22 protein-coding genes and 3 tRNA genes are annotated in these 20,723 nt (G+C 36.0%); 9 read left to right on the top strand and 16 right to left on the bottom strand.

Annotated features, from left to right (window positions below):
• Positions 1-130: 130 nt before the first annotated feature.
• Positions 131-1,006, bottom strand: coding sequence for a protease complex subunit PrcB family protein (locus LPB89_RS14185; RefSeq protein WP_230702414.1), 876 nt, complete (start codon positions 1,004-1,006; stop codon positions 131-133).
• Between the two features lie 179 nt (positions 1,007-1,185).
• Between LPB89_RS14185 and rmuC the strand changes: the two genes are divergently transcribed.
• From rmuC to LPB89_RS14160, 5 genes are all read left to right on the top strand, one after another.
• A complete protein-coding gene (rmuC, locus tag LPB89_RS14180; protein ID WP_230702413.1) occupies positions 1,186-2,556 on the top strand; it encodes a DNA recombination protein RmuC in 1,371 nt (456 codons plus the stop codon).
• Positions 2,557-2,581: 25 nt separating this feature from the next.
• On the top strand, positions 2,582-3,130 hold the full coding sequence (locus LPB89_RS14175; RefSeq protein ID WP_230702412.1) for an acyl-CoA thioesterase: 549 nt from the start codon (positions 2,582-2,584) through the stop codon (positions 3,128-3,130).
• Between the two features lie 49 nt (positions 3,131-3,179).
• Positions 3,180-3,575: a VOC family protein gene (locus tag LPB89_RS14170; RefSeq protein WP_230702411.1), complete on the top strand. Its 396-nt coding sequence runs from the start codon at positions 3,180-3,182 to the stop codon at positions 3,573-3,575.
• Positions 3,576-3,739: 164 nt separating this feature from the next.
• Positions 3,740-4,195, top strand: coding sequence for a cbb3-type cytochrome c oxidase subunit I (locus LPB89_RS14165; protein WP_230702410.1), 456 nt, complete (start codon positions 3,740-3,742; stop codon positions 4,193-4,195).
• 240 nt (positions 4,196-4,435) lie between these two features.
• Positions 4,436-4,975: a YceI family protein gene (locus tag LPB89_RS14160; RefSeq protein WP_230702409.1), complete on the top strand. Its 540-nt coding sequence runs from the start codon at positions 4,436-4,438 to the stop codon at positions 4,973-4,975.
• Between the two features lie 5 nt (positions 4,976-4,980).
• On the opposite strand, the gene LPB89_RS14155 is transcribed toward LPB89_RS14160, so the two are convergent.
• Positions 4,981-5,904, bottom strand: coding sequence for a TIGR01777 family oxidoreductase (locus LPB89_RS14155; RefSeq protein WP_230702408.1), 924 nt, complete (start codon positions 5,902-5,904; stop codon positions 4,981-4,983).
• A gap of 85 nt (positions 5,905-5,989) precedes the next feature.
• Between LPB89_RS14155 and LPB89_RS14150 the strand changes: the two genes are divergently transcribed.
• Both LPB89_RS14150 and LPB89_RS14145 read left to right on the top strand, forming a co-directional pair.
• Positions 5,990-6,649 carry a TetR family transcriptional regulator C-terminal domain-containing protein gene (locus LPB89_RS14150; RefSeq protein ID WP_230702407.1) on the top strand — a complete coding sequence of 220 codons (660 nt, stop codon included), beginning with the start codon at positions 5,990-5,992 and terminating at the stop codon, positions 6,647-6,649.
• Entirely contained in the window at positions 6,649-7,953 is a 1,305-nt protein-coding gene (locus LPB89_RS14145; RefSeq protein ID WP_230702406.1) for an AarF/ABC1/UbiB kinase family protein, read from the top strand. Before LPB89_RS14150 ends, LPB89_RS14145 begins: the two co-directional genes overlap by 1 nt.
• A gap of 108 nt (positions 7,954-8,061) precedes the next feature.
• On the opposite strand, the gene LPB89_RS14140 is transcribed toward LPB89_RS14145, so the two are convergent.
• The 12 genes from LPB89_RS14140 to LPB89_RS14085 all read right to left on the bottom strand — a co-directional run bounded on the left by LPB89_RS14140 (position 8,062) and on the right by LPB89_RS14085 (position 16,825).
• The gene (locus tag LPB89_RS14140; protein ID WP_230702405.1) at positions 8,062-9,354 is read right to left on the bottom strand and encodes a deoxyribodipyrimidine photo-lyase; all 1,293 of its coding nucleotides are present in this window, start codon (positions 9,352-9,354) and stop codon (positions 8,062-8,064) included.
• Positions 9,351-9,818 (bottom strand): SRPBCC family protein, encoded by a 468-nt coding sequence (locus tag LPB89_RS14135; RefSeq protein ID WP_230702404.1) that lies wholly within the window; start codon positions 9,816-9,818, stop codon positions 9,351-9,353. The genes LPB89_RS14140 and LPB89_RS14135 overlap by 4 nt, the downstream gene beginning before the upstream one ends.
• An 8-nt stretch (positions 9,819-9,826) precedes the next feature.
• Positions 9,827-10,267, bottom strand: a complete 441-nt coding sequence (locus LPB89_RS14130) for a sterol desaturase family protein (protein WP_230702403.1) — start codon at positions 10,265-10,267, stop codon at positions 9,827-9,829.
• A 36-nt stretch (positions 10,268-10,303) separates the two neighbouring features.
• Positions 10,304-11,143, bottom strand: coding sequence for a phytoene/squalene synthase family protein (locus tag LPB89_RS14125; RefSeq protein WP_230702402.1), 840 nt, complete (start codon positions 11,141-11,143; stop codon positions 10,304-10,306).
• A gap of 3 nt (positions 11,144-11,146) precedes the next feature.
• Complete coding sequence (locus LPB89_RS14120) at positions 11,147-12,613, bottom strand: NAD(P)/FAD-dependent oxidoreductase (RefSeq protein WP_230702401.1); 1,467 nt, start codon at positions 12,611-12,613, stop codon at positions 11,147-11,149.
• Between the two features lie 37 nt (positions 12,614-12,650).
• Positions 12,651-13,550: a MerR family transcriptional regulator gene (locus LPB89_RS14115; protein ID WP_230702400.1), complete on the bottom strand. Its 900-nt coding sequence runs from the start codon at positions 13,548-13,550 to the stop codon at positions 12,651-12,653.
• An 82-nt stretch (positions 13,551-13,632) separates the two neighbouring features.
• Positions 13,633-14,568 carry an ion channel gene (locus tag LPB89_RS14110; protein ID WP_370635543.1) on the bottom strand — a complete coding sequence of 312 codons (936 nt, stop codon included), beginning with the start codon at positions 14,566-14,568 and terminating at the stop codon, positions 13,633-13,635.
• Between the two features lie 151 nt (positions 14,569-14,719).
• Positions 14,720-15,220 (bottom strand): tetratricopeptide repeat protein, encoded by a 501-nt coding sequence (locus LPB89_RS14105; protein WP_230702398.1) that lies wholly within the window; start codon positions 15,218-15,220, stop codon positions 14,720-14,722.
• A 140-nt stretch (positions 15,221-15,360) separates the two neighbouring features.
• Positions 15,361-16,170 (bottom strand): hypothetical protein, encoded by an 810-nt coding sequence (locus LPB89_RS14100; RefSeq protein ID WP_230702397.1) that lies wholly within the window; start codon positions 16,168-16,170, stop codon positions 15,361-15,363.
• A 343-nt stretch (positions 16,171-16,513) separates the two neighbouring features.
• Positions 16,514-16,596, bottom strand: a tRNA-Leu gene (locus tag LPB89_RS14095).
• 43 nt (positions 16,597-16,639) lie between these two features.
• Positions 16,640-16,712 (bottom strand) — tRNA-Lys (locus tag LPB89_RS14090).
• Between the two features lie 40 nt (positions 16,713-16,752).
• Positions 16,753-16,825: transfer RNA gene (locus LPB89_RS14085), tRNA-Lys, on the bottom strand.
• A gap of 126 nt (positions 16,826-16,951) precedes the next feature.
• Between LPB89_RS14085 and LPB89_RS14080 the strand changes: the two genes are divergently transcribed.
• Positions 16,952-17,470, top strand: a complete 519-nt coding sequence (locus LPB89_RS14080) for a shikimate kinase (RefSeq protein ID WP_230702396.1) — start codon at positions 16,952-16,954, stop codon at positions 17,468-17,470.
• On the opposite strand, the gene LPB89_RS14075 is transcribed toward LPB89_RS14080, so the two are convergent.
• Positions 17,462-17,962, bottom strand: coding sequence for a phosphoribosyltransferase domain-containing protein (locus tag LPB89_RS14075; protein WP_127339785.1), 501 nt, complete (start codon positions 17,960-17,962; stop codon positions 17,462-17,464). The two genes, LPB89_RS14080 and LPB89_RS14075, sit on opposite strands and share 9 nt — an antisense overlap.
• A gap of 147 nt (positions 17,963-18,109) precedes the next feature.
• Positions 18,110-18,499, bottom strand: a complete 390-nt coding sequence (locus LPB89_RS14070) for an RNA-binding S4 domain-containing protein (RefSeq protein WP_230702395.1) — start codon at positions 18,497-18,499, stop codon at positions 18,110-18,112.
• Positions 18,500-18,578: 79 nt separating this feature from the next.
• Here LPB89_RS14070 and LPB89_RS14065 point away from each other — a divergent pair, with 79 nt between their 5' ends.
• The gene (locus tag LPB89_RS14065; protein ID WP_230702394.1) at positions 18,579-19,676 is read left to right on the top strand and encodes an FKBP-type peptidyl-prolyl cis-trans isomerase; all 1,098 of its coding nucleotides are present in this window, start codon (positions 18,579-18,581) and stop codon (positions 19,674-19,676) included.
• Positions 19,677-20,723: the final 1,047 nt, after the last annotated feature.

Here is a 20,723-nt window from a genome sequence, read left to right as displayed (position 1 = left end):
GATTATCAGGCTTTTAATTTTAGATTGTTGAGGTTTAAACTAATGAGCCCTGCTTCTCTGAATTACCTGATTCCGGCCTAAACATTATTTTGAAAAGCCGGAACCGATAATAAAGAATAGAATATTGTTATTACTTCAAGAGTGTTATTTTATCCTGAATTGCTTTTTTGAAAGCTTTTATTGCTGCATTTTGATCTGCGGTATCCGTATTGTCAATGTAAATTTTGGTGGTAACTGCACCCTGACGCAGTTCAAAATAAACGCCGCCGTGACCTGCCGTATCAGGTGTACCGTATGTTTTTGTCTGTCCTTTCAGTGCAGTAATTTCAGCTGGTACATTTTTTAAGAATAAGGTATACTCACTTCTCTTACCTGTTGCAGTGTATTTGTATTGGTTAAAGTCATAACTTCCGGCCACTACATTTTGAAATTTCAGGATGTTATAATCATTCAATTGAAAAAACTTCTGACAATCAGCACCAGTACATTGATTTGAGAAACTTCCAATTACGATTTTATCGGAACTTTCATTAGTTCTGTTAAAAAGAATAGTTTTAGCTGTTTTAGGAATCAGAATAAAATCGGAAGGATAAGTTGGCGTTTGTGTTATCGCCTCACCGGCCAACGGTGCTTTTTCATAAAAGTTGATAATAATTTCACAGTTGTTTTCAACAATAGAAGTCATTTTGATATCATATCCGCTTGTAGGTTTTGGCCCGGAAAAAATACCCACTAAATAGTATTTTGTAAAATCGACAGCAGGGTCAGTTGGATTTGGACAGGTATTTTCGTGTTTTGTGAAATAAGTTTCCAGTCTTTCCTGTGTATTGATTATATAGGCAGCAGGATTGGGAGGTAGTGTTTTTACACTGTAATTACATAAAAACGGAATTCCTGTAAAAGGGGCGTCTACATTTGATCCGCAATCAACATTCAGATCATCATTGCTTATTGAACAAGCGCTAATTCCAAAAGCTATAAATAAGCCAAGTATTAATTTTTTCATGATTTTTTTTAATAGGTTATATTTAGAAGATGTAATTTTAGAAAATGGTTGCGTGATAAAAAACATTTTTATTTTAGAATGTTATTTAATTCAGAATCACCAGTTATTCGTGAAATTTCAATTTTAAAAATTAGGCACTACGTATTATTGCGTACTTTTACTTAAAAATAAACTTGCTTATGTTTGATTTTCTTCCGGTTTTGTTTGCTTTTGTTATCGCCTTGTTCTTAGGAATATACTTAGGGAAATTATTGTTTGCGGCCCGTTCGGAATCCGAAAAAGTAAGTCTTAATGAAAGATTAAATGCGACTTATAATCAGCTGCAATTGCAAAAAGAACAGTTTGAAAAAGAAAGAAGTACTTTTGAAAAACAGCTTTATTCGAATAATTCCGAAAAAGAAAGCATCCGGACCGAAAAAGACAGTTTAGCGATTCAGCTTTCCAAAAAAGAAGTTGATTTTGAAAATTTATGGGAACGTCATAAAGAACAAAAAAGCGAAATCAGTGAGTTACAGGAAAAATTTACCAAAGAATTTGAGAACCTGGCCAATAAAATCCTCGAAGAAAAGACGGCTAAATTCACTGAACAAAATACAGTAAACATGAAAAATATCCTTTTGCCTTTACAGGATAAAATTCATGGTTTTGAGCAAAAAGTCGAGCAAACCCATAAAGAGAGTATCGATTATCATGCAGCCTTACGCCAGCAGATTGTAGGTTTAAGTGAAATGAATGCCCAAATGAGCAAAGAAACCCTCAATTTAACCAAAGCACTGAAAGGCGACAGTAAAATGCAGGGAAACTGGGGAGAACTGGTTTTAGAACGCGTTCTGGAAAAATCGGGTCTGGAAAAAGGACGCGAATACGAAGTACAGCAGAGTTTTACAAACAGTGAAGGTGCCAGGGTTTTCCCCGATGTGGTTATTAACCTGCCGGACGGTAAGAAAATGATTGTCGATTCTAAGGTTTCTCTGGTAGCCTACGAAAAGTGGATCAACGAAGAATCGGAACTCCTGAAAATTGAATTCCTGAAAGAACATGTAAATTCCATTAAAAGACACGTAGAGCAGCTTGGGAATAAAAATTATCATGATTTATATCAAATCGAAAGCCCGGATTTTGTACTGCTTTTTATTCCTATAGAACCTGCTTTTGCTATTGCTTTAAACGAAGATTCTGCCTTGTACAATAAAGCCTTTGACCGGAATATAGTAATCGTGACGCCCAGTACACTGCTTGCAACTTTACGAACCATTGACAGTATGTGGGCGAACCAGAAGCAACAGGAAAATGCGTTCGAAATTGCCAGACAGGCCGGTGCCTTATATGATAAATTTGAAGGTTTTGTAATGGACCTGGTTCGGATTGGGAATAAAATTAAAGATACCAAAACGGAATACGACAGCGCCATGAACAAGTTGGTTGATGGAAAAGGAAATCTGATTTCAAGTGTAGAGAAGCTTAAGAAAATGGGAGCCAAAGCCAAAAAAGCATTGCCTGAAAATATTATCGCAAGAGCAAGTGCTGACGAAAATGAACAACTAAACTAAAAATAAATACTAAAAACAATACCACATGACTGCCGATTTTAAACCCGTTTCTTCTTCCAAAGTAAGTATTTCCGAACTAATGCTGCCCTCGCACACCAATTTTAGCGGAAAAATACACGGAGGATATATTTTGCTTTTACTGGATCAGATTGCTTTTGCCTGCGCTTCAAAGTTTTCCGGAAATTATTGTGTCACCGCTTCTGTTGATACCGTAAACTTTCTGAAACCAATTGAAGTGGGGGAGCTGGTTACTATGAAAGCTTCTGTAAACTACGTAGGAAGAAGTTCCATGATTGTAGGGATCCGTGTGGAGTCGGAGAATATTCAGACGGGAGCGGTAAAACATTGTAACTCGTCTTATTTTACCATGGTGGCCAAAGATAAAGAAGGAAAAAGCGTTCCCGTACCCGGGCTTATTTTATCGAGTCTGGACGAGGTACGCCGCTTTAGAAAATGCATCAAGCAAATCGAAACTAAAGAAGAAATCGAAGATCATGCTAAAATTACCAGTGTAAATTCGATTGAAGATTTGGCAAGTCTGGATAAGTATAACGTACTTCTGGAAATAGGATAGACTTTCCTTCAGGTTGGGTACTATTTTGTAATAATTTAAATATAGAGAAATGATAAAGTTCGGATACACCATTTTATATGTTGAAAATGTGGAAACAGCAATTGCATTTTATGAAAATGCTTTCGGGTTTTCAAGGAAGTTTGTAACGCCGGAGAACGATTACGGCGAATTGAGTACAGGTGAAACAACTCTTTCGTTTGCATCGAAAAAACTGGCAGCTCAAAATTTAAAGGAAGGCTTCATCGAAAGCAATCTGGAAGCTAAACCATTTGCAATAGAAATTGGTTTTATCACTGATGATGTTACCGAAACCGTACAAAAAGCAACTACTTTCGGAGCGGTGCTGGTTAAAGAACCCACTCAGAAACCATGGGGGCAGATTGTGGCTTATGTAAGGGATTTAGATGGGTTTTTAATTGAGATTTGTACGGAAGTGGAGGGTTGAGGAGTTATGAGTTATGGGTTATGAGTTGTGAGTTGTGGGTTATGAGTTACGGGTAATAAGTCATGAATTATGAGTGGTTGTGATTTATAAGTTATGAAGTGGGAGTTATTAGTCAATATTTGTAAGTTATTGACTGTAAAATGGAATATTGTAATAACCTTTGTATGATGAAATACCTTTTGCGTAAACCTTATTGTCTATTTTTTTTCCTGATAGCTTTTTTTTTGATTGGTGGTTTTTTGAATGCTCAAAAAACACTAGATATCAATATTCATGATACTTATTTCGTTATTTCCTACTGGCATTTCGGAGTACTTTTGTCTTTTATATATAGTTTTATTGCTCTAATTTATTTTGTTTTAATAAAGTTGAATTTTATTTTAATTAAGTGGATTACGGTAACACATGTTATTGTGTCTATAGGAGGCGTTTTTTTGATTTTATTGTTTTTCCAACTTACTCGTCAGACAGCTCCCGGAGATTTTGAATCGCTTCTGGATGATATTGATTTTAAAACTAACATGACTTGGGGAATATGGCTTACCTTCTTGAGTATCCTCGTTATGCAGGCCCTATTTATCATAAATGTGATTCAGGCTCTTTTTAAGGGGAAAAGATAATTTTACCACTTCTTACCTCTCGCAAAATCATTTTACAAAAGGATTTTTTTTTCACAAAGATTTAGGATAAATCAAGAACGATGTGGCGTATAATTTCGTAACTTTAAGTATAGGGTTTAGGTTACTAAGTTTTCACGGAGTATTGCCATTTGATTTTTTTCCGACTTGCTTAAGTTCAGTTTTTTTCTCCTCTTAAATTAAAAAGAATCGAATGACATAATTGTTTAATTATTAACGATTATGAAAAAAACTACTTTATTTATTTTTCTTTTTACCGCATTTTCACTGCTCGCCCAGGATAAATTTAAAACAAGTTCGGCGGTTGTAAATTTTCAGGCTTCTGTTCCTTTTTTTGAAGAAGTAAAAGCGGTAAATAAGCTCGGGACTATTGTTCTGGAACCTCAGACAAGTACACTCATCTGTACTGTTGTTATCAAAGATTTTCGTTTCAAAATGGATTTAATGCAGGAACATTTTAATGACAATTATATTGAAAGCCGACGCTATCCAAAGGCCGTTTTTAAAGGTAAAATCGAAAAGTTTGATTTAAAAGATATTACTGAAATTGAAAAAGAATATGATGTGACGGGAAAAATGTACCTTCATGGGAAATCGAAGATGATTGCCGTAAAAGCCCTAATCAAAAAAGTGCCGGAAGGAATACAAATAATGTCCAATTTCCCGCTTTCGGTTTCGGACTTTAATATCGAAATCCCTTATGTAGTGGCTAATAAAATTTCAAAAACCGTACAGACAGACCTGAGCGGTATTATGAAATGATTCTGTTATTTTAAACAGCTCGAAAGGGCTGTTTCCAGGTCATAGTATTGAAATTCAAAGCCTGCTTTTTGTATTTTCTCTGAAGAAACCCGCTGACCTTTTAAGACAGCTGCACTCATTTCGCCTAAAACAATTTTAAGGATAAATTCAGGCGCTTTGGGAAGCCACAGGTTATAGCCATATAGATTTGCGAGTATTTTAGAAAATCCCGTATTGGTAGTATTGTCTGTAACTGCTGCGTTATACGGGCCATGCATGTGTATGTCCGTAATGGCTTTCAAATAAATCTGAGACAAGTCATCGATGTGAATCCAGGGCAGGTATTGTTTGCCAGTTCCTAAAATTGATCCGAAACCGGCTTTGAAACTGGGAGCGACTTTTTTCAGGAAACCTTCGTCTTTTCCAAAGACAATGCCGGTTCTGATCTTTACCGTTCTAATTCCAAGGGCTGCAATTGTATCTGCTGCGTTTTCCCATTGCTGGCACGTTAACCCCAGAAAATCATTAGCAGGAGATGTTTCTTCCGTACAAATCCTCTGACTCGTATCAGCACCATAAATGCCAACTGCAGAAGCAGAAACAAATGCATCTAGTATTTTATTGTGTTTTTTAAGAATAGAATGAATCAGTTCAATGGGTTGCGTGCGGCTTTCTAAAATTACCTGCTTGCGTTTTTTAGTCCATCGTTTTTCTACAATTCCTTCGCCGGCAAGGTGAATGATATAATCCGCATTCAGGATTGCATTTTCATCAATATAATTCTGTGTTAAGTCCCACTTATAATACGTTACGGAATCGGTGTTTTTTCTTTCGGCACGACTTAAAATTGACACTGAAAAATCATTGGCAATGAGAATATCTGTTAAGTATTTGCCAATAAATCCTGTTCCCCCAGTAATTAGTACATTTTTAGACATCTGCTTTATCATTTATTTAACAAAGTGTTTTGTTTAACGATTAATAAAGGTACTTAAACATTCCTTACCTTTAAGGCAAATTCTAAATTTTAATATGATGGCAACTAAAAAAAAGGAAATTACTAAGAATGAGATCATTTCAGTCTATATGAATGACGTTTTGGAAGCAGGAAAAAAACCTGCCTCGGTATTTCATTTTACTAAAGGGAAAGATTTTTCAGAAGCTGAATTTTATAACTTTTTCGGAACGCTTGAAGGTTTAGAAAAAGAAATATTCAGATTGTTTCTGGTTAATACAGTTAATCTACTACACAAAAACACCGATTATCCGGAATACGATATGAAGAACAAAATGCTGAGTTTTTACTTCACATTTTTCGAGATCCTGACGGCCAACAGAAGTTATGTTTTACAGGCTTTAAAATCAGATCCGAATCCCATTCGAAATTTGACACAACTGAGTACATTACGGGATAGTTTCAAAGAATATGTTGCCGAAATCCTGACCGATGATTACAGGCTCGAACAGGAAAGATTTCAGAAATTTCAGGAAAAAACAATTCAGGAAACAGCCTGGGTGCAATTAATGCTAACCCTGAAATTCTGGATGGATGATGCTTCACCTGCCTTTGAAAAAACAGATATTTTTATCGAAAAATCAGTCAATGCGTCATTCGAACTCATGAATGTAGCGCCAATGAACCATCTTTTAGATTTAGGGAAATTCCTATTCAAAGAAAAAATCTACAGCAGATAATGAAAACAATCGATTATATACCCACCTCAAAAATAGAAAGAGCTAGTAAACTGGTTCAGACAGGAGCAAAGGTAGGAGTGAACTATATTAAGCATTATGCCGAAAAAATGGTAAACTCTGATTTGACCCGTGATAAATTAAATGAAAACAACGCAGAAGATATTTACGATGGCTTAAAAAGCCTGAAAGGAAGTGCGCTTAAAGTGGCCCAAATGCTCAGTATGGATAAAAACTTTCTTCCGCAGGCGTATGTGGAGAAATTTTCGTTGTCCCAGTTTTCGGTGCCACCTCTTTCTGCACCTTTGGTACTAAAGACTTTTAAAACCAATTTCGGAAAAACACCTTACGAAATTTTCGATGAATTCAATGCTAATTCCGTAAATGCGGCAAGCATTGGTCAGGTACATCTGGCTGTGAAAGACGGAAAAAAACTCGCCGTTAAAATTCAGTATCCCGGTGTGGCCAACAGTATCTCATCAGATTTGGCTTTGGTGAAGCCCATTGCGATCAGAATGTTTAACCTGCAGGGAAAAGATTCTGATAAATATTTTAAAGAAGTAGAAGACAAACTTATAGAAGAAACCAACTATTTGCTGGAGCTACAACAAAGCGAGCAGGTTGTTGCAGCCTGCAGTAAAATTGAAAACATCCTTTTTCCAAATTATTATTCGGAGTTTTCATCCGAGAAAATTATCACCATGGACTGGATGACGGGAATTCACCTTTCTGAATTTACGGCTAAAAATACAAATCAGGAAGTTGGCGATAAAATTGGTCAGGCACTTTGGGATTTTTATATGTACCAGATTCATGTCCTGAGAAAAGTACATGCAGATCCGCATCCCGGTAATTTTCTGGTTGATGACCAAAACCGGTTAATCGCTCTTGATTTCGGTTGTATGAAACAAATTCCGGAAGATTTTTATGTACCGTATTTTGAATTGATCAACAAAAATGTCATTACGGACCAGGCGCTTTTCAATCAGAAATTGTTTGAACTGGAGATTCTTCGTCCGGATGATTCACCAGCAGAAATTGAATATTTTACCGAAATGTTTCATGACTTATTATCGCTTTTCACAAAACCATTTCAGGGGGAGACTTTCGATTTTGCAGATGAAACTTTTTTTGATAGTATTGCCAAATTAGGCGAGCGTTTCTCCAACGATACCAATCTCAAGAAAATGAACGGAAACCGTGGCTCCAAACACTTTATTTACATGAACCGTACTTTCTTTGGTTTGTACAATTTAATGTTCGATCTGAAAGCAAAAATCAGTGTAAATAATTATTTGAAATACTAAGCGGGAAAATTAGAAAAAAATTTAAATTTCAATATAAAAATTCCAAATTCCAAATTCCAAGTGTCTTGAAATAAAACAATTGGAATTTGGAATTTAAAAATTTGGAATTTACTTAACTATTCCTGCCTTATAAGTCGCAATCGCCCTGTCTCTGGCAAAAGCATGGTCTATCATGGGTTCCTTATAACCGAGGTCAAATTCGGGAATCCATTTTCGGATGTAAATTCCTTTTTCGTCAAATTTCTTTTGTTGAATTTCAGGATTGAAAACCCTGAAGTAAGGCGCAGCATCACAACCCGTTCCGGCAGCCCATTGCCAGTTGCCTACGTTCGAAGCCAATTCGAAATCTAATAATTTTTCAGCAAAATAAGCTTCACCCCACTGCCAGTTGATGAGTAAATGTTTGCATAAAAAACTCGCCACTACCATTCTTACACGATTGTGCATATAGCCGGTTTCGTTGAGCTGTCGCATGCCGGCATCAACAATAGGATATCCTGTTGTTCCGGAACACCAGCGCTTAAAATCTTCTTCGTTATTACGCCATTGAATACCGTCGTAAGCCGGTTTGAAATTGTGATTGACTACATTAGGGAAACTAAAAAGGATCTGGATAAAAAATTCCCTCCAGATCAGTTCACTTAAAAAAGTCTGGTTCTTTCTGTTGGCCCAATTGACTAATTTACGGATACTGACTGTTCCAAAACGCAGATGCGGCGAAAGATAAGAAGTACTGTCTAAAGCGGGAAAATCCCTGGTTTCCTTATAATTTGCAATTTGCGTTAAGTTATGAGGAAGCACTTTTATGGAACTTCTTTCAAAACCTATTTCAGCTAATTCAGGAAATTTAAAGTCATTTTTAGCAAAGCGCGTAAACAAAGGTTTTGTGTCATATTCCGCAGCTTGTCCCAAAAGATGGTACTTCTCCAGCCATTTGTTTTTATAAGGCGTATAAATCGTATAAGGCAGCCCGTCTGATTTTGTGATTTCTTTCTCTTCAAAAATAACATGGTCCTTATACGATAAAGATTCCACACTATTTTGTTGTAATAATTGCGTAATTTCTAAATCACGTCTGATCGCGTAGGGTTCGTAATCTTTGTTGAATAGGACTTTCTGAATGTCAAATGCTGCTAACAGCGATTTCCAGACTTCGGCCGTTTTTCCTTTTTTAATTAAAAGTGACGACTGAATTACTTTAAGCTGTTCGTCTATTTTCTCAAGGGAATCATAAATAAAACTAACCCTTGCGTCGTTTTTCGGAAGGTTTTCAAGAATGTCTTCATCAAAAATAAATAAAGGAACTACAGGGAATTCAGATTGTAATGCATGAAATAACCCAACATTATCTTCTAATCGCAAATCACGCCGGAACCAGAAAAAAGTAACTTTTTGTTTCATTTTATTTTCGAATTGAACAATTCTTCAATTTTATTATGGCGGTAGTTAAAAATAGTTTTTAGTTTATTTTCGACAATCAGCTTGTTCATAAGTCGTCCTAAATAGCCAAAAGGCAGGGCATAATGTACCACATCGGTCATTTTTGTTCCGGTTTCAGTCGCTTCAAAAAAATGTTTGTGATGCCAGAATTTATAAGGGCCAAATCGTTGCAGATCAACAAAGTATTGATTTTCCTCTGAAACTGTAATTTCTGTTACCCAGGATACTTTAATCCCTAAAAGCGGTTTTAAGGTATAGGAAATAATTTGTCCGGGATACATTCGCTTGTTGTCGAAATCCTGAATTTCAAAACTCATATTATCTAATGTTATGGTTTGAAGATTCTTTGGACTTGAGAAAAAATCCCAGCATTCCTCTACACTGGAATTGATATATTGAACAGTTTCTATTTTGTATAATTTCATAGTGAGGGCTACATTTTATAATATTTGAAAGGAACGAATAACATTCCGAAGCATTCTCCATGTTCTTTTCCTAAATGCTTATGGTGGATTTTATGCGCTTTTCGTAACCCGATGAGGTACTTGTTTTTAGTGTTTTTGAACCACTTAAAGCGCTGATGGATTAAAACATCGTGAATTAAGAAATAGCAGATTCCGTATAAAGTGATACCACAGGCTATAAAGAACAAATAATTAAATCCACCCTGAACCCCCAGATAAAAGAGAATAATACTCGGTGTGGCAAAAATGGCAAAGAAAATGTCATTGCGTTCAAAAGTATTCTCGTATTTAGGCTGGTGATGATCGGCGTGAAAATACCACATCAATCCGTGCATAATATATTTATGCGTAAGCCAGGTCACACATTCCATGAAGAGAAAAACGCCTAAAAAGATTAAGAAGGAAATCATTTTTTATGTTTTGAATTGTTAATGATTGCGGAAAAACTAAACTAGTTTCAACTTGTAAGTTACAAAAGATTGTGCCAAAAGCCCGGCTTTGGTGTAATTTGAAACTCTGATTCTGGAATTTCCGATCTCATAATACGGTGTTTTTTTAAGCTTTGTCAGTAGTTTTTTATAGTAAACAAAAGCAGTATAAACGCCAAACTTGGCTTCCATCGGCAGTTTTACAATGCCCTGGTAGGCAATTCTGAAATCTTCTTCGATCTCGTTGATGATTTCTGTTTTTGCATTTTCATCAAAAGATTTCAGGTCTATTCCGGGAAAATAATTGCGGTTTAAGACTAAATTATCGTCTTTTAAATCTCTCAGGAAATTTACTTTCTGAAAAGCAGATCCCAGTCGCATGGCTTCATTTTTGAGCTGTTCGTATTTGGACTCCTTTCCTGCAACAAAAACCTTAAGACACATCAGGCCTACGACGTCAGCTGATCCGTATATGTAATCTTCGTATTCTGTTTGTGTATCGTAAGTTGATTTTATAAGGTCCAGTTTCATACTCTTCAAAAAAGCCTGAATCAGGTCGTCTGTAATATGATACTGCTTTACAGTATGCTGAAAAGAATTTAAAATGGGATTTAAACTTATGCCCATTTCCATTGCTTTGTAGTATTCTTTCTCAAAATCATTAATCAGGTATTCCTTGTCATATTCATGAAATGAATCGACAATTTCATCAGCAAAACGAACAAATCCATAGATGCTGTATATGGCTTCTCTAATACTTGGCGCCAGCATGTGTACCGCAAGCGAGAAAGAAGTGCTGTAGCTTTTGGTAACCAATTTGCTGCATTTGAAAGAGGTAGTGTCAAATAGTGATTTCATCTTTTATGATCTTATAGATTTACGAATTAACTCGGCAACCAATTTTCCTGAAATTAAGGCAGGGGGAACACCTGGTCCGGGCACGGTTAGTTGTCCGGTGAAGTATAAATTCCTGACTTTTTTACTCTTTAGTTTAGGTCTTAAAAAAGCGGTTTGCAATAGGGTATTTGCCATACCGTAGGCATTTCCTTTGTAGGCGTTGTAATCTTCTACAAAATCATTTTTACAAAAAGACCTCTTAAATATAATGTTATTTTTTATTTTTTGTTGTGTGAGCTGCTCAAAACGTGAGATTATTTTTTCAAAATATTCTTCTCTAAGTGCTTGATTGTCTTCTATTCCCGGCGCTAAAGGGATGAGGAAAAAAGCACTTTCCATTCCTTTCGGTGCGGCAGTTTCGTCTGTTTTAGAAGGGAAATTAGCGTAAAATAAAGGAGCTTCAGGCCATTTTGGGTGGTCGTAAATGTCGATTGCGTGCTGATCAAAATCTACGTCAAAAAACAAAGCGTGATGTGAGATGTTTTCTATTTTTTTGTCAAAACCCACAAAGAAAAGGAGGGATGAGGGTGCGAAAACCCTGCTTTTCCAATATTTTTCTGAATAGGCACGATGTACTTCGTCCAGTAAAGTTTCGGTGTGATGATAATCTGCCCCGCTTAAAACAATATCGGCTTTTATGAAATTTCCGTTTATTAGGACACCGGTGGCAGTATTGTTTTCTACGACTATTTTTTCTATTGGTGAATTGGTTTGTATTGTTACACCCAGTTCGGTTGCTAGTTTTTCGATGGCACGGACGACATCAAACATTCCCGTCTTTGGATGCCAGGTTCCCAATCCAAAATCAGCATAGTTCATGAAATTATAGAAAGAAGGTGTCTTAGTTGGTTTTGCTCCAAGAAATAAGACAGGAAATTCCAGAATCTGGATAAGTCTTTCGTTTTTAAAACTCTTTCGGACATCCCGGCTTACAGTGCTGAAAAACTGATTTAGTTTTAAGGCAGTCTGCGGTGTAATTAATTCTAAAGGAGAAACTCCCGGACGATAGACCAAATCTTTAATGGCGATATCGTAATTGCTTCTGGCTTGATTGATAAAAGCTTCCAGTTTTTTGCCACTTCCGGTTTCGATTTTTTCGAAAGTATTTTTTATTTCTTCCAGATTGTCGCAAATACTGATAAAATCATTAATTCCGAAGTAAACCCTGTAGGCAGGATTCAGTTTTATAAGCTCATAATAGTCAGATGATTTTTTGTTGAAATCATTGAAGAAACGTTCGAAGACATCTGGCATCCAGTACCAGCTTGGTCCCATATCGAAAGTGAAACCGTCTTTTTTAAATTGTCTGGCCCTTCCCCCAATTGTTTCGTTTTTTTCATAGATAGTGACGCTGTTTCCTTGTTGTGCAAGGTAACAGGAAGCCGCCATGGCAGAAAAGCCTGATCCTATAATAATGATAGTTTTTTCCATTTGTTTAACAAATGTACAAAAACTTTAAACAAAAAAATTATATTCTTTCTATTGTTTCTGTCATAGAATTAAAAATGCGTATTCTTTCAGGTAAATTTTTCTGGTCAATGTGTTCGACCATCTTTCCCATAAGCCAGATTTCGTTATTTTTCAGCAATAACTTTTGTCCCATGGACTTGACATATTGATTGATAAGCCCGCGATCCGGCTGAACGGTCATAAAGGATATAAAGGTGATGTTGTCAAAATGTCTCGTAAGATCCTGAAGATTTTCGATGGGCATACTTTCTCCTAAATAGATGGTTTTGTAGCCTTTCGATAAAATTTCGTATTGCAGGTAAAGTAATCCGATTTGGTGAATTTCATTGAGCGGTAAAGAAAGTACAAAAACACGATCCGTTTTGGTTGGCTTTTGTATTTGAAGACTTTCGGTATAAATCAATATTTTTTGCTGAATCAAATGACTCATGAAATGTTCATTTGCAGGGGTAATGGTTTCAGATTGCCATAGTAATCCTAATTCTTTCAATAAGGGAAGGAAATTTTCTTTGAAAACCTCTTTAAACGTTTTTTCAGAAATAAGCCAGTCAAAAGTGTTGAAAAATATTTCCTGATCAAAATTCATCATGGCCATTTTGAATGAGGTAATGGCATAGTTCTGAGAATTCTTTTTTGAGATGATTTCACGGACCAATTGTGGAATCTTTTCTTCCGGATAAGTTGCAATTTTTGAAATTTTATAACCGTATTCGTGTAATAATGTTATGTTTAGGAGCTTCTGTAGGTTTTGTAGATTATAAAGTCTGATGTTGGTATCCGTTCTCATAGGTTCAAGAATATTATATCTCTTTTCCCAGATACGAATCGTGTGTGCTTTTATTCCAGATAAGTTTTCGAGGTCTTTTATGCTGAAAACAGTCTTTATGTTGTTTATCATTATGATACAATTTGGTAAACAAAAATAGAATAAAATCTGAGATTACCTTTCATAGTTGCTTAAAATCAGGGAATATTGGAAATTATGTAGTCTCATACTGATTTAATTTGTCCAGATGTAGGATAGTTCTGGAACCATCCTCACTTCTGTTGTACATTGTTTTGAATTTTGCACCATAAATAATTTCATCAAACGTATAGGAGGTTCTTGCAGCAACAGTATTACTGAACATATCATCAAAGGTCGTAATGAAAACCAGGATTTCACCATGCGTTTTCCTGAAATCCTCTTCGGTAAAATTATATAAAGGACTATTTTCCGTAATTGGATGTACCAAAGTCCAGCTTAATGAGAGTGCATTAATTTTGTCGAGTTCCAGTTCTAAATTATAGAACTTGTTCGTCATAGTGCCGTTTTCTTCAACACTCATTCCAAGTGTTATTTTTGCTTTGGCATCTGTTAAGTTGGTATTTTTAAAAGGGACAAGGCGGATCATTAATCCTTTTTTGTCACCATAGGGCGAGATAAGGGCATTATGTGAAAATTTTAAAAAAGCTGTCGGCTTACTGAATCTTCCAAAAAACAAACCCGTTGCAATGGCAAAGCTCAATAGGCCAATTAAGGCTTCGGCGGCAGATAAGGCACTGGTCAGAAATCCTGTTGGACTGATATGTCCATAGCCTACGGTGGTGAACGTTTGGGCGCTAAAAAAATAAGCTTGTCCAAATTGGGTTAAAAAATTTCCCGAAGCATTTACTCCGTCCAGATGTTGTATTCCGATAGCATAATAAACAATTGCAAAAATAAAATTGATGATGATATAAAAGGAAAACAAAATAAGCATGAATTTCCAGTTGGGCATTTCGATCATGGTATGATACCAACTGATTCGGCGCAGTAAATGCATACCTCTTTTTTCGATATTGGGTGTTCCGTTTTTGTTGACAAATCTTCCTCCGTAACTATTTGCGTTAGTTCCGAATCCGGAATTTATATCTGTTTTAGCGTTGTGGTTTATTTTTTTTCAGAAGCACCATTAAAATTTAATTTAGGGTAACAAATGTAGTGATATTTTAATATGAAAACAGGGAAGCCCAGAAGCAGAAAAGCAATCTGAAAAATGAAGTTTCGCAGATTGCTTTTCTATTATGAGTTTTGTTTTTTTACTTTTATTTGCAAAAGGTAGCTTTGTTTTTTATGGCACTTTTGCTTCCTAATTCTATTGCTTTGGTGAAATCACTGCAGGATTTTTTCCTGTCACCGATTTTGTTATAAGCCAAACCTCTTAAGTTGTAAGCAATGTAATCTTTAGGGTTCATCATAAGACAATACGAACAGTCTTCAATAGAGGCATCGTAATTCATTAGTTTGTAATTGACATTGGCTCTTCCTGTAAAAGCGTCAGAATTCATGGTGTCTAATTCAATTGCTTTGGTAAAGTCAGCCAAAGCTCCTGTTAGATCATTGAGTTTGTACTTTGCCACTCCTCTGTTTTGGTAGGCCTCAACAAATTTTGAATTCATGCTGATTGCTTTGGTGTAGTCGGCAATAGCACCTTTAGTGTTTCCTGCTTCCGCCTTTTTCATGGCTTTGTCAAAATAACCGGTTGCAGATTGTGCAATACCGGAGCACGTAATCATAAGAAATGATAGTAATAATAAATGTTTCATAGACTAATTTGGGATTAGTAGGTTAATTAATTCTGTGACGAATTTAAGAAAGATTTATTTGTAAGAGAATTTCTTTTGTAAAAAATAATGATTAGTAAATAAAAAAATATTGTTACTAGTAATGGATTTTTCAGCGGCTATCAATTATTATGGGACTTGCTTTTTAAGGCATACAGTTTATTTCTAAGGTTTTTTAGCAGTAAAGGATCTTTTGTTCCGGTTATAGGAATGGTTTTTCCTATAGTCATTTTAAGTATATATCCTTGTTTGTTAAAAAGCTCCGATATTAGTTTTGAAGTTTGTAACATGGGGTGAATTGTTTTTAACATACTAAAGAAAAGCCCGTTATTTCCGTGAAAATATACAGGCAAAATAGGAACGTTTGCTTTGCAGATGATTTTCCCGACTACAGGATGCCATTCCGGGTCTGTTATTTCACTTGTTTTGAAGTTATAGGACGAAACTTCTCCTGCGGGAAATATGGCAACCGGAATGCCGTCTGCAAGGGCTTTGAGTGTCATTTTGAGTCCGGTAATACTCGCAGAATTTTGCACGTTTTCAAATGGATTTACGGCAATAATGCATTTTTCAAGATTTGGAATTTCCTTCAATAGAAAGTTTCCCATATACAGCGTGTCAGGACGTATTTTTGCAATTGTACTTAACAGGGCCAGTGATTCAATGCCTCCATAAGGATGATTGGCAATTACTATAAAAGCTCCTTCACGGGGGATATTCAGTAATTCAGCAGCATCAAACTGGACTTTTACGCCAATTTTCATTAAAGCAAAATTGGCAAAATCCGCACCCTCGATGCTGCCTGCCTCTTTGACCATTGTATTTAAATTGTTAATTTTCATTACTTTCATTAAATAAGAGGATAGTCCGGGTATGGGAATTTTTGAAAGGCCGGAAGCTTCCGAAAATTTTTCTTTGGATATCAATGTCATAGTATTGGAGCTGTTTAGTTGGTTGTGAAAAAATAAATAAAAAAGCCTAAAAGGATCTGGAACGAACAAAGGTTGTTGTTTTTAGGAAATTTTGTTTATTCAACATTATGACTTGAAACAAGAATTCTGAGTTTTGAATAAGAGGTTACGTAATCATCTTGCTGTTCTCTGTTAATAATGGCCAAATATAGTCTGATTTTGTCTGGGAACATTCATTATGCAAATAAAAACAAATTAGGAAAGGTAAGAATGAGTTTTATGTAAAAGGGACAATAGGGTTGTCTTTAATCTGCCGGACAAAAAAAGCCTGCAAAATTGATTTTGCAGGCTTTTAATTTTCTTGTGACCACGGTGGGATTTGAACCCACACGCCCTTACGAGCACCACCCCCTCAAGATGGCAAGTCTACCGTTTCTCCACGTGGCCGTAAATAAAAAAAGGTCAAGTAATATAAATTACTCGACCTTTGTGACCCGACTGGGGCTCGAACCCAGGACCCCATCATTAAAAGTGATGTGCTCTACCGACTGAGCTATCGAGTCATTGCTATCAAGGAATCTAATTTGTTAATCACAAAATTTGTGACCCGACTGGGGCTCGAACCCAGGACCCCATCATTAAAAGTGATGTGCTCTACCGACTGAGCTATCGAGTCATTTAATTCCTTGAATGCGGGTGCAAATATAAGGAGTTATTTTCGAAGTTTCCAAGCATTTTTATTATAAATTTGTCTTTTTTTACGAAAAGTTCACAACGTCTTAGTTTATAAGGTTTTATTAATATGAAAAAAATTGTGTTATTAGGTTATATGGGTTGCGGAAAGTCAACAATTGCCCAAAATTTGTCAAAAATTACAAATATTCCGTTTCTCGATTTGGATAAATGCATCGAAAAAAAAGCAAATTTGTCTGTAAATGAGATTTTCGAACAGCATGGTGAGATCTATTTTAGAAAATTAGAGCATGAAATTTTCGTAGAATTGCTTCAGTCGTCCGAAAAAAGTATAATTGGTTTGGGCGGAGGAACGCCATGTTATGCCAATAACCATGAATTACTGAAAAGAGAAGATGTCAGTTCGATTTATTTAAAAGCTTCCATAGAGACTTTATATAAGAGACTAATTCATAACAAGAGCAAACGCCCTTTGATCGCTAATATGAACGAGGAAGAAATGAGAGAGTTTATCGCAAAACATTTGTTCGACAGAAGCTTTTATTACAACCAGGCACAACATAAAGTTTCGGTTGATAATAAATCTGTCGAAGAAACGGTTCAGGATATTATGGGAATACTAGCTTAAAAAAGCGTAATCGCCGCCATTTTCATCAAAAACAACCTGTACGTGCTCCAGCAATGAAGTTGAAAGTGAAATCCCTTTAAAATCGGCTTTTACAGGGTATTTCTTGTGATTTCTGTCGACAAGTACTGCAGTTTTGAATTTCTTAAGCGGAACGTCTAAGAAGTGACGAACTGCATATATTAAGGTAGTTCCCGAGTTTAAGACGTCGTCTACAAGTACTAATCCTTTATTAGAGTATTCGCTGGCAGCTAAAGAGGTCTGTATAGGCAGCTGCGGATTTTGTTTGTTTACCGTGACTTCGCAAAGGGAAACCTTAAGAGTGGAGATGTTCCCCAGAGCTACGGCTATTTTTTGGGCAAAAACAGATCCATTCGAGGCAATTCCGGCAATCACAACTTCATCTTCATCAACAAAAGTCTCGTAAATTTGATATGCGATACGTTTTATTTTATGTTCGATTTCCTGATTCGTTAAGATGATGTTCTTGTTCATGATTATTTTTTTTGCTAAAATACAAATTTAGGGTTTTAAATTCCACTATATGAAATTTGAAATTCCAATAGTATAAATTCCAAATTCCAATATTAAAACGTGGAATTTCCTTCTCAAATTGGGATTTGGAATTTAAAAAATTGAAATTTACTCCGTTTCTTCTTCGTCAATAATATCATTGCCATATTCGTCAATGTCTCTTCTGTCCTTTTTGGTAGGTCTGCCGGTTCCGGTCTTGCGGTAATGTTCTTTGGATAGTTTTAGTAATTCTAAATGCGCATAAGCTTCCGCCGGTGTTTCGTTTTTTCTGTAGATATCAACAAGTTTTGCCCCCACACGACTTTCCGGAATGTCAAGAACGGTGATGATTTGCGTAATCTGGTCTTTTCTAAAGGTAATCTTATCACTGGGAAAAATCTCTTTTGAAGGTTTTGCAACCTGTCCGTTTACTGTAACATGGTTCTTTTTACAAGCCTCGGTAACCATATTTCTGGTTTTGTAGTAACGTACACACCACAGGTATTTATCTATTCTCATAATTTTTCTAAAATAGAAGTTAAAATCTTTACAAAAATAAATCAATATTGTATCTTGCGCACCTAAAAAATTAAGAATAATGAACAAATTTAAATATTATTTTATTTTATTACTTGCGGGTATTGCTATAGTTTCTTGTAATAAAAGTGATGACGATGCGGAAATAGTTCCTTTAAGAGATTATAAGGAACAGTACAAAGCTGACAGTGATTCCATTATGAAATATTTAAAGAGTAATTATATTGAAAGTGTTTCGGCTAATTATGATATTAAGATATCTAAAATTCCGGCAGGAGGCACTCAGGTTTCTATTTTCGATCAGACTCAATATCCTATACAATCAAGAGATGTTTACAGTAATGATGTTACTTATAAAGTGTATTACCTGGTTTTGAGACAAGGTACAGGGCAGGCTCCAACTAATTACGATAAAATTTCGGCTTCTTATTCAGGGAATACCTTGAATGGAAAAGTTTTTGATACTTCTTACGGAATACCGAGAGATTTTAGCTTAGAGCCTTATTTGACTACTTCTGTAATAGAAGGCTGGTCAGAAATTTTTCCTAAGTTTAAAACAGGTACAGCGACAGCGGCAACCGATGGCAGTGGTACGATAACATATGACAATTATGGAGCAGGTGTAATGTTTTTACCTTCAGGATTGGCATATTATGGTTCGGGACAGACCGATATACCGGCTTATTCTTGTCTGGTATTTAGTTTTAAATTATTAGGACTTCAAAGGCTAGATCATGATTTTGATGGTGTTTTTGATTTTGAGGAAGATCTGAACAAGGATGGCTATCTTTATGACTTGAGAAATACAACAAAATATCCTAAGCCGCCGGCTAATTTAGCTGATGATACTGACGGAGACGGTCTTGCTGATTTTATTGATGTTGATGATGACGGGGATGGATTTACGACTTTACTGGAGATTACTAAACCAAAAGATAAAGTGGGTATTGTTATAGAAAATGGGGTTCCGGTTAACTACGGAATTAGTAAATATTATCCTTTTACTGCTCCTATTGCAGATAATCCTAATACACCTAATACAGATGAAACGGAGCCAAGGGGTATTCCTGCATTTGCAGCCACTGGTGAGCCGGATTATACTTCACCAAACCGATTAAGACTTCATGTTGATAAAGCACATCATACGCCTAAACCGTAGTGACTTTTAAATAATATATAGAAAACCCCGAAATTGATTTCGGGGTTTTTTGTATTTGTGAGTTTTTGGTTTTTATAATAGAATGCCCAGAGTGACAATTGGAGTTCGAGAATACTCTTAAAACTTTGCGGCTTTGCAACTTTGCGTGATTATTATGTCGTTATATATTTGAATAGAGGTTTATAATATAGTGGGGAACAAGCTCACCAAAATACATACATTTTGGCTAAAGCCACCGTTTTCGTCATACAAAATTCCTCCAGCTAAAGCAGGAGGCTATTGAGATGCTTTAGAAATTACGGTTTCCAGTCAATGCACAGCTCTGGTTTTCATAAGCCTTCGCTTCGCTCAGGGTGACAATTGGAGTTCGAGAATACTCTTAAAACTTTGCGGCTTTGCGACTTTGCGTGATTATTAAGTTGTTATATATTTGAATAGAGGTTTATACTGTAGTGCGGAACAAGCTCATCAAAATGCATACATTTTGGCTAAAGCCACCGTTTTCGTCATACAAAATTCCTCCAGCTAAAGCAGGAGGCTATTGAGATGCTTTAAAAAGGTAATAGTCTAAAGTTAGTAAGCGGGTTTTGTTTGCATAAGCCTTCGACTTCGCTCAGGGTGACAATCGGGGTTCGAGCATACTCTTAAAACTTTGCGGCTTTGCGACTTTGCGTGATTATTAGTCGTTATATATTTGAATAGAGTTTTATACTGTAGTGCGGAACAAACTCATCAAAATGCATACATTTTGGCTAAAGCCACCGTTTTCGTCATACAAAATTCCTCCAGCTAAAGCAGGAGCCTATTGAGATGCTTTAAAAAGGTAATAGTCTAAAGTTAGTAACCGGGTTTTGTTTGCATAAGCCTTGGACTTCGCTCAGGGTGACAATCGGGGTTCGAGCATACTCTTAAAACTTTGCGGCTTTGCGACTTTGCGTGATTATTAGTCGTTATATATTTGAATAGAGTTTTATAATATAGTGGGGAACAAGCTCATCAAAATACATATATTTGGCTAAAGCCAACGTTTTCGTCATACAAAATTCC

This window comes from Flavobacterium sp. ENC (assembly GCF_020991415.1).
Taxonomy (GTDB): domain Bacteria; phylum Bacteroidota; class Bacteroidia; order Flavobacteriales; family Flavobacteriaceae; genus Flavobacterium.
Note: the sequence above shows the minus strand (reverse complement) of the source record. Positions and strands in the feature narration are given on the sequence as shown.

What these genes read in the sequence shown, in the direction of transcription:
- LPB89_RS14185 (WP_230702414.1), bottom strand. Translation starts at nt 1,006, where the DNA reads ATGAAAAAATTAATACTTGGCTTATTTATAGCTTTTGGAATTAGCGCT.
- rmuC (WP_230702413.1), top strand. Translation starts at nt 1,186, where the DNA reads ATGTTTGATTTTCTTCCGGTTTTGTTTGCTTTTGTTATCGCCTTGTTC.
- LPB89_RS14175 (WP_230702412.1), top strand. Translation starts at nt 2,582, where the DNA reads ATGACTGCCGATTTTAAACCCGTTTCTTCTTCCAAAGTAAGTATTTCC.
- LPB89_RS14170 (WP_230702411.1), top strand. Translation starts at nt 3,180, where the DNA reads ATGATAAAGTTCGGATACACCATTTTATATGTTGAAAATGTGGAAACA.
- LPB89_RS14165 (WP_230702410.1), top strand. Translation starts at nt 3,740, where the DNA reads ATGATGAAATACCTTTTGCGTAAACCTTATTGTCTATTTTTTTTCCTG.
- LPB89_RS14160 (WP_230702409.1), top strand. Translation starts at nt 4,436, where the DNA reads ATGAAAAAAACTACTTTATTTATTTTTCTTTTTACCGCATTTTCACTG.
- LPB89_RS14155 (WP_230702408.1), bottom strand. Translation starts at nt 5,904, where the DNA reads ATGATAAAGCAGATGTCTAAAAATGTACTAATTACTGGGGGAACAGGA.
- LPB89_RS14150 (WP_230702407.1), top strand. Translation starts at nt 5,990, where the DNA reads ATGGCAACTAAAAAAAAGGAAATTACTAAGAATGAGATCATTTCAGTC.
- LPB89_RS14145 (WP_230702406.1), top strand. Translation starts at nt 6,649, where the DNA reads ATGAAAACAATCGATTATATACCCACCTCAAAAATAGAAAGAGCTAGT.
- LPB89_RS14140 (WP_230702405.1), bottom strand. Translation starts at nt 9,354, where the DNA reads ATGAAACAAAAAGTTACTTTTTTCTGGTTCCGGCGTGATTTGCGATTA.
- LPB89_RS14135 (WP_230702404.1), bottom strand. Translation starts at nt 9,818, where the DNA reads ATGAAATTATACAAAATAGAAACTGTTCAATATATCAATTCCAGTGTA.
- LPB89_RS14130 (WP_230702403.1), bottom strand. Translation starts at nt 10,267, where the DNA reads ATGATTTCCTTCTTAATCTTTTTAGGCGTTTTTCTCTTCATGGAATGT.
- LPB89_RS14125 (WP_230702402.1), bottom strand. Translation starts at nt 11,143, where the DNA reads ATGAAATCACTATTTGACACTACCTCTTTCAAATGCAGCAAATTGGTT.
- LPB89_RS14120 (WP_230702401.1), bottom strand. Translation starts at nt 12,613, where the DNA reads ATGGAAAAAACTATCATTATTATAGGATCAGGCTTTTCTGCCATGGCG.
- LPB89_RS14115 (WP_230702400.1), bottom strand. Translation starts at nt 13,550, where the DNA reads ATGATAAACAACATAAAGACTGTTTTCAGCATAAAAGACCTCGAAAAC.
- LPB89_RS14105 (WP_230702398.1), bottom strand. Translation starts at nt 15,220, where the DNA reads ATGAAACATTTATTATTACTATCATTTCTTATGATTACGTGCTCCGGT.
- LPB89_RS14100 (WP_230702397.1), bottom strand. Translation starts at nt 16,170, where the DNA reads ATGACATTGATATCCAAAGAAAAATTTTCGGAAGCTTCCGGCCTTTCA.
- LPB89_RS14080 (WP_230702396.1), top strand. Translation starts at nt 16,952, where the DNA reads ATGAAAAAAATTGTGTTATTAGGTTATATGGGTTGCGGAAAGTCAACA.
- LPB89_RS14075 (WP_127339785.1), bottom strand. Translation starts at nt 17,962, where the DNA reads ATGAACAAGAACATCATCTTAACGAATCAGGAAATCGAACATAAAATA.
- LPB89_RS14070 (WP_230702395.1), bottom strand. Translation starts at nt 18,499, where the DNA reads ATGAGAATAGATAAATACCTGTGGTGTGTACGTTACTACAAAACCAGA.
- LPB89_RS14065 (WP_230702394.1), top strand. Translation starts at nt 18,579, where the DNA reads ATGAACAAATTTAAATATTATTTTATTTTATTACTTGCGGGTATTGCT.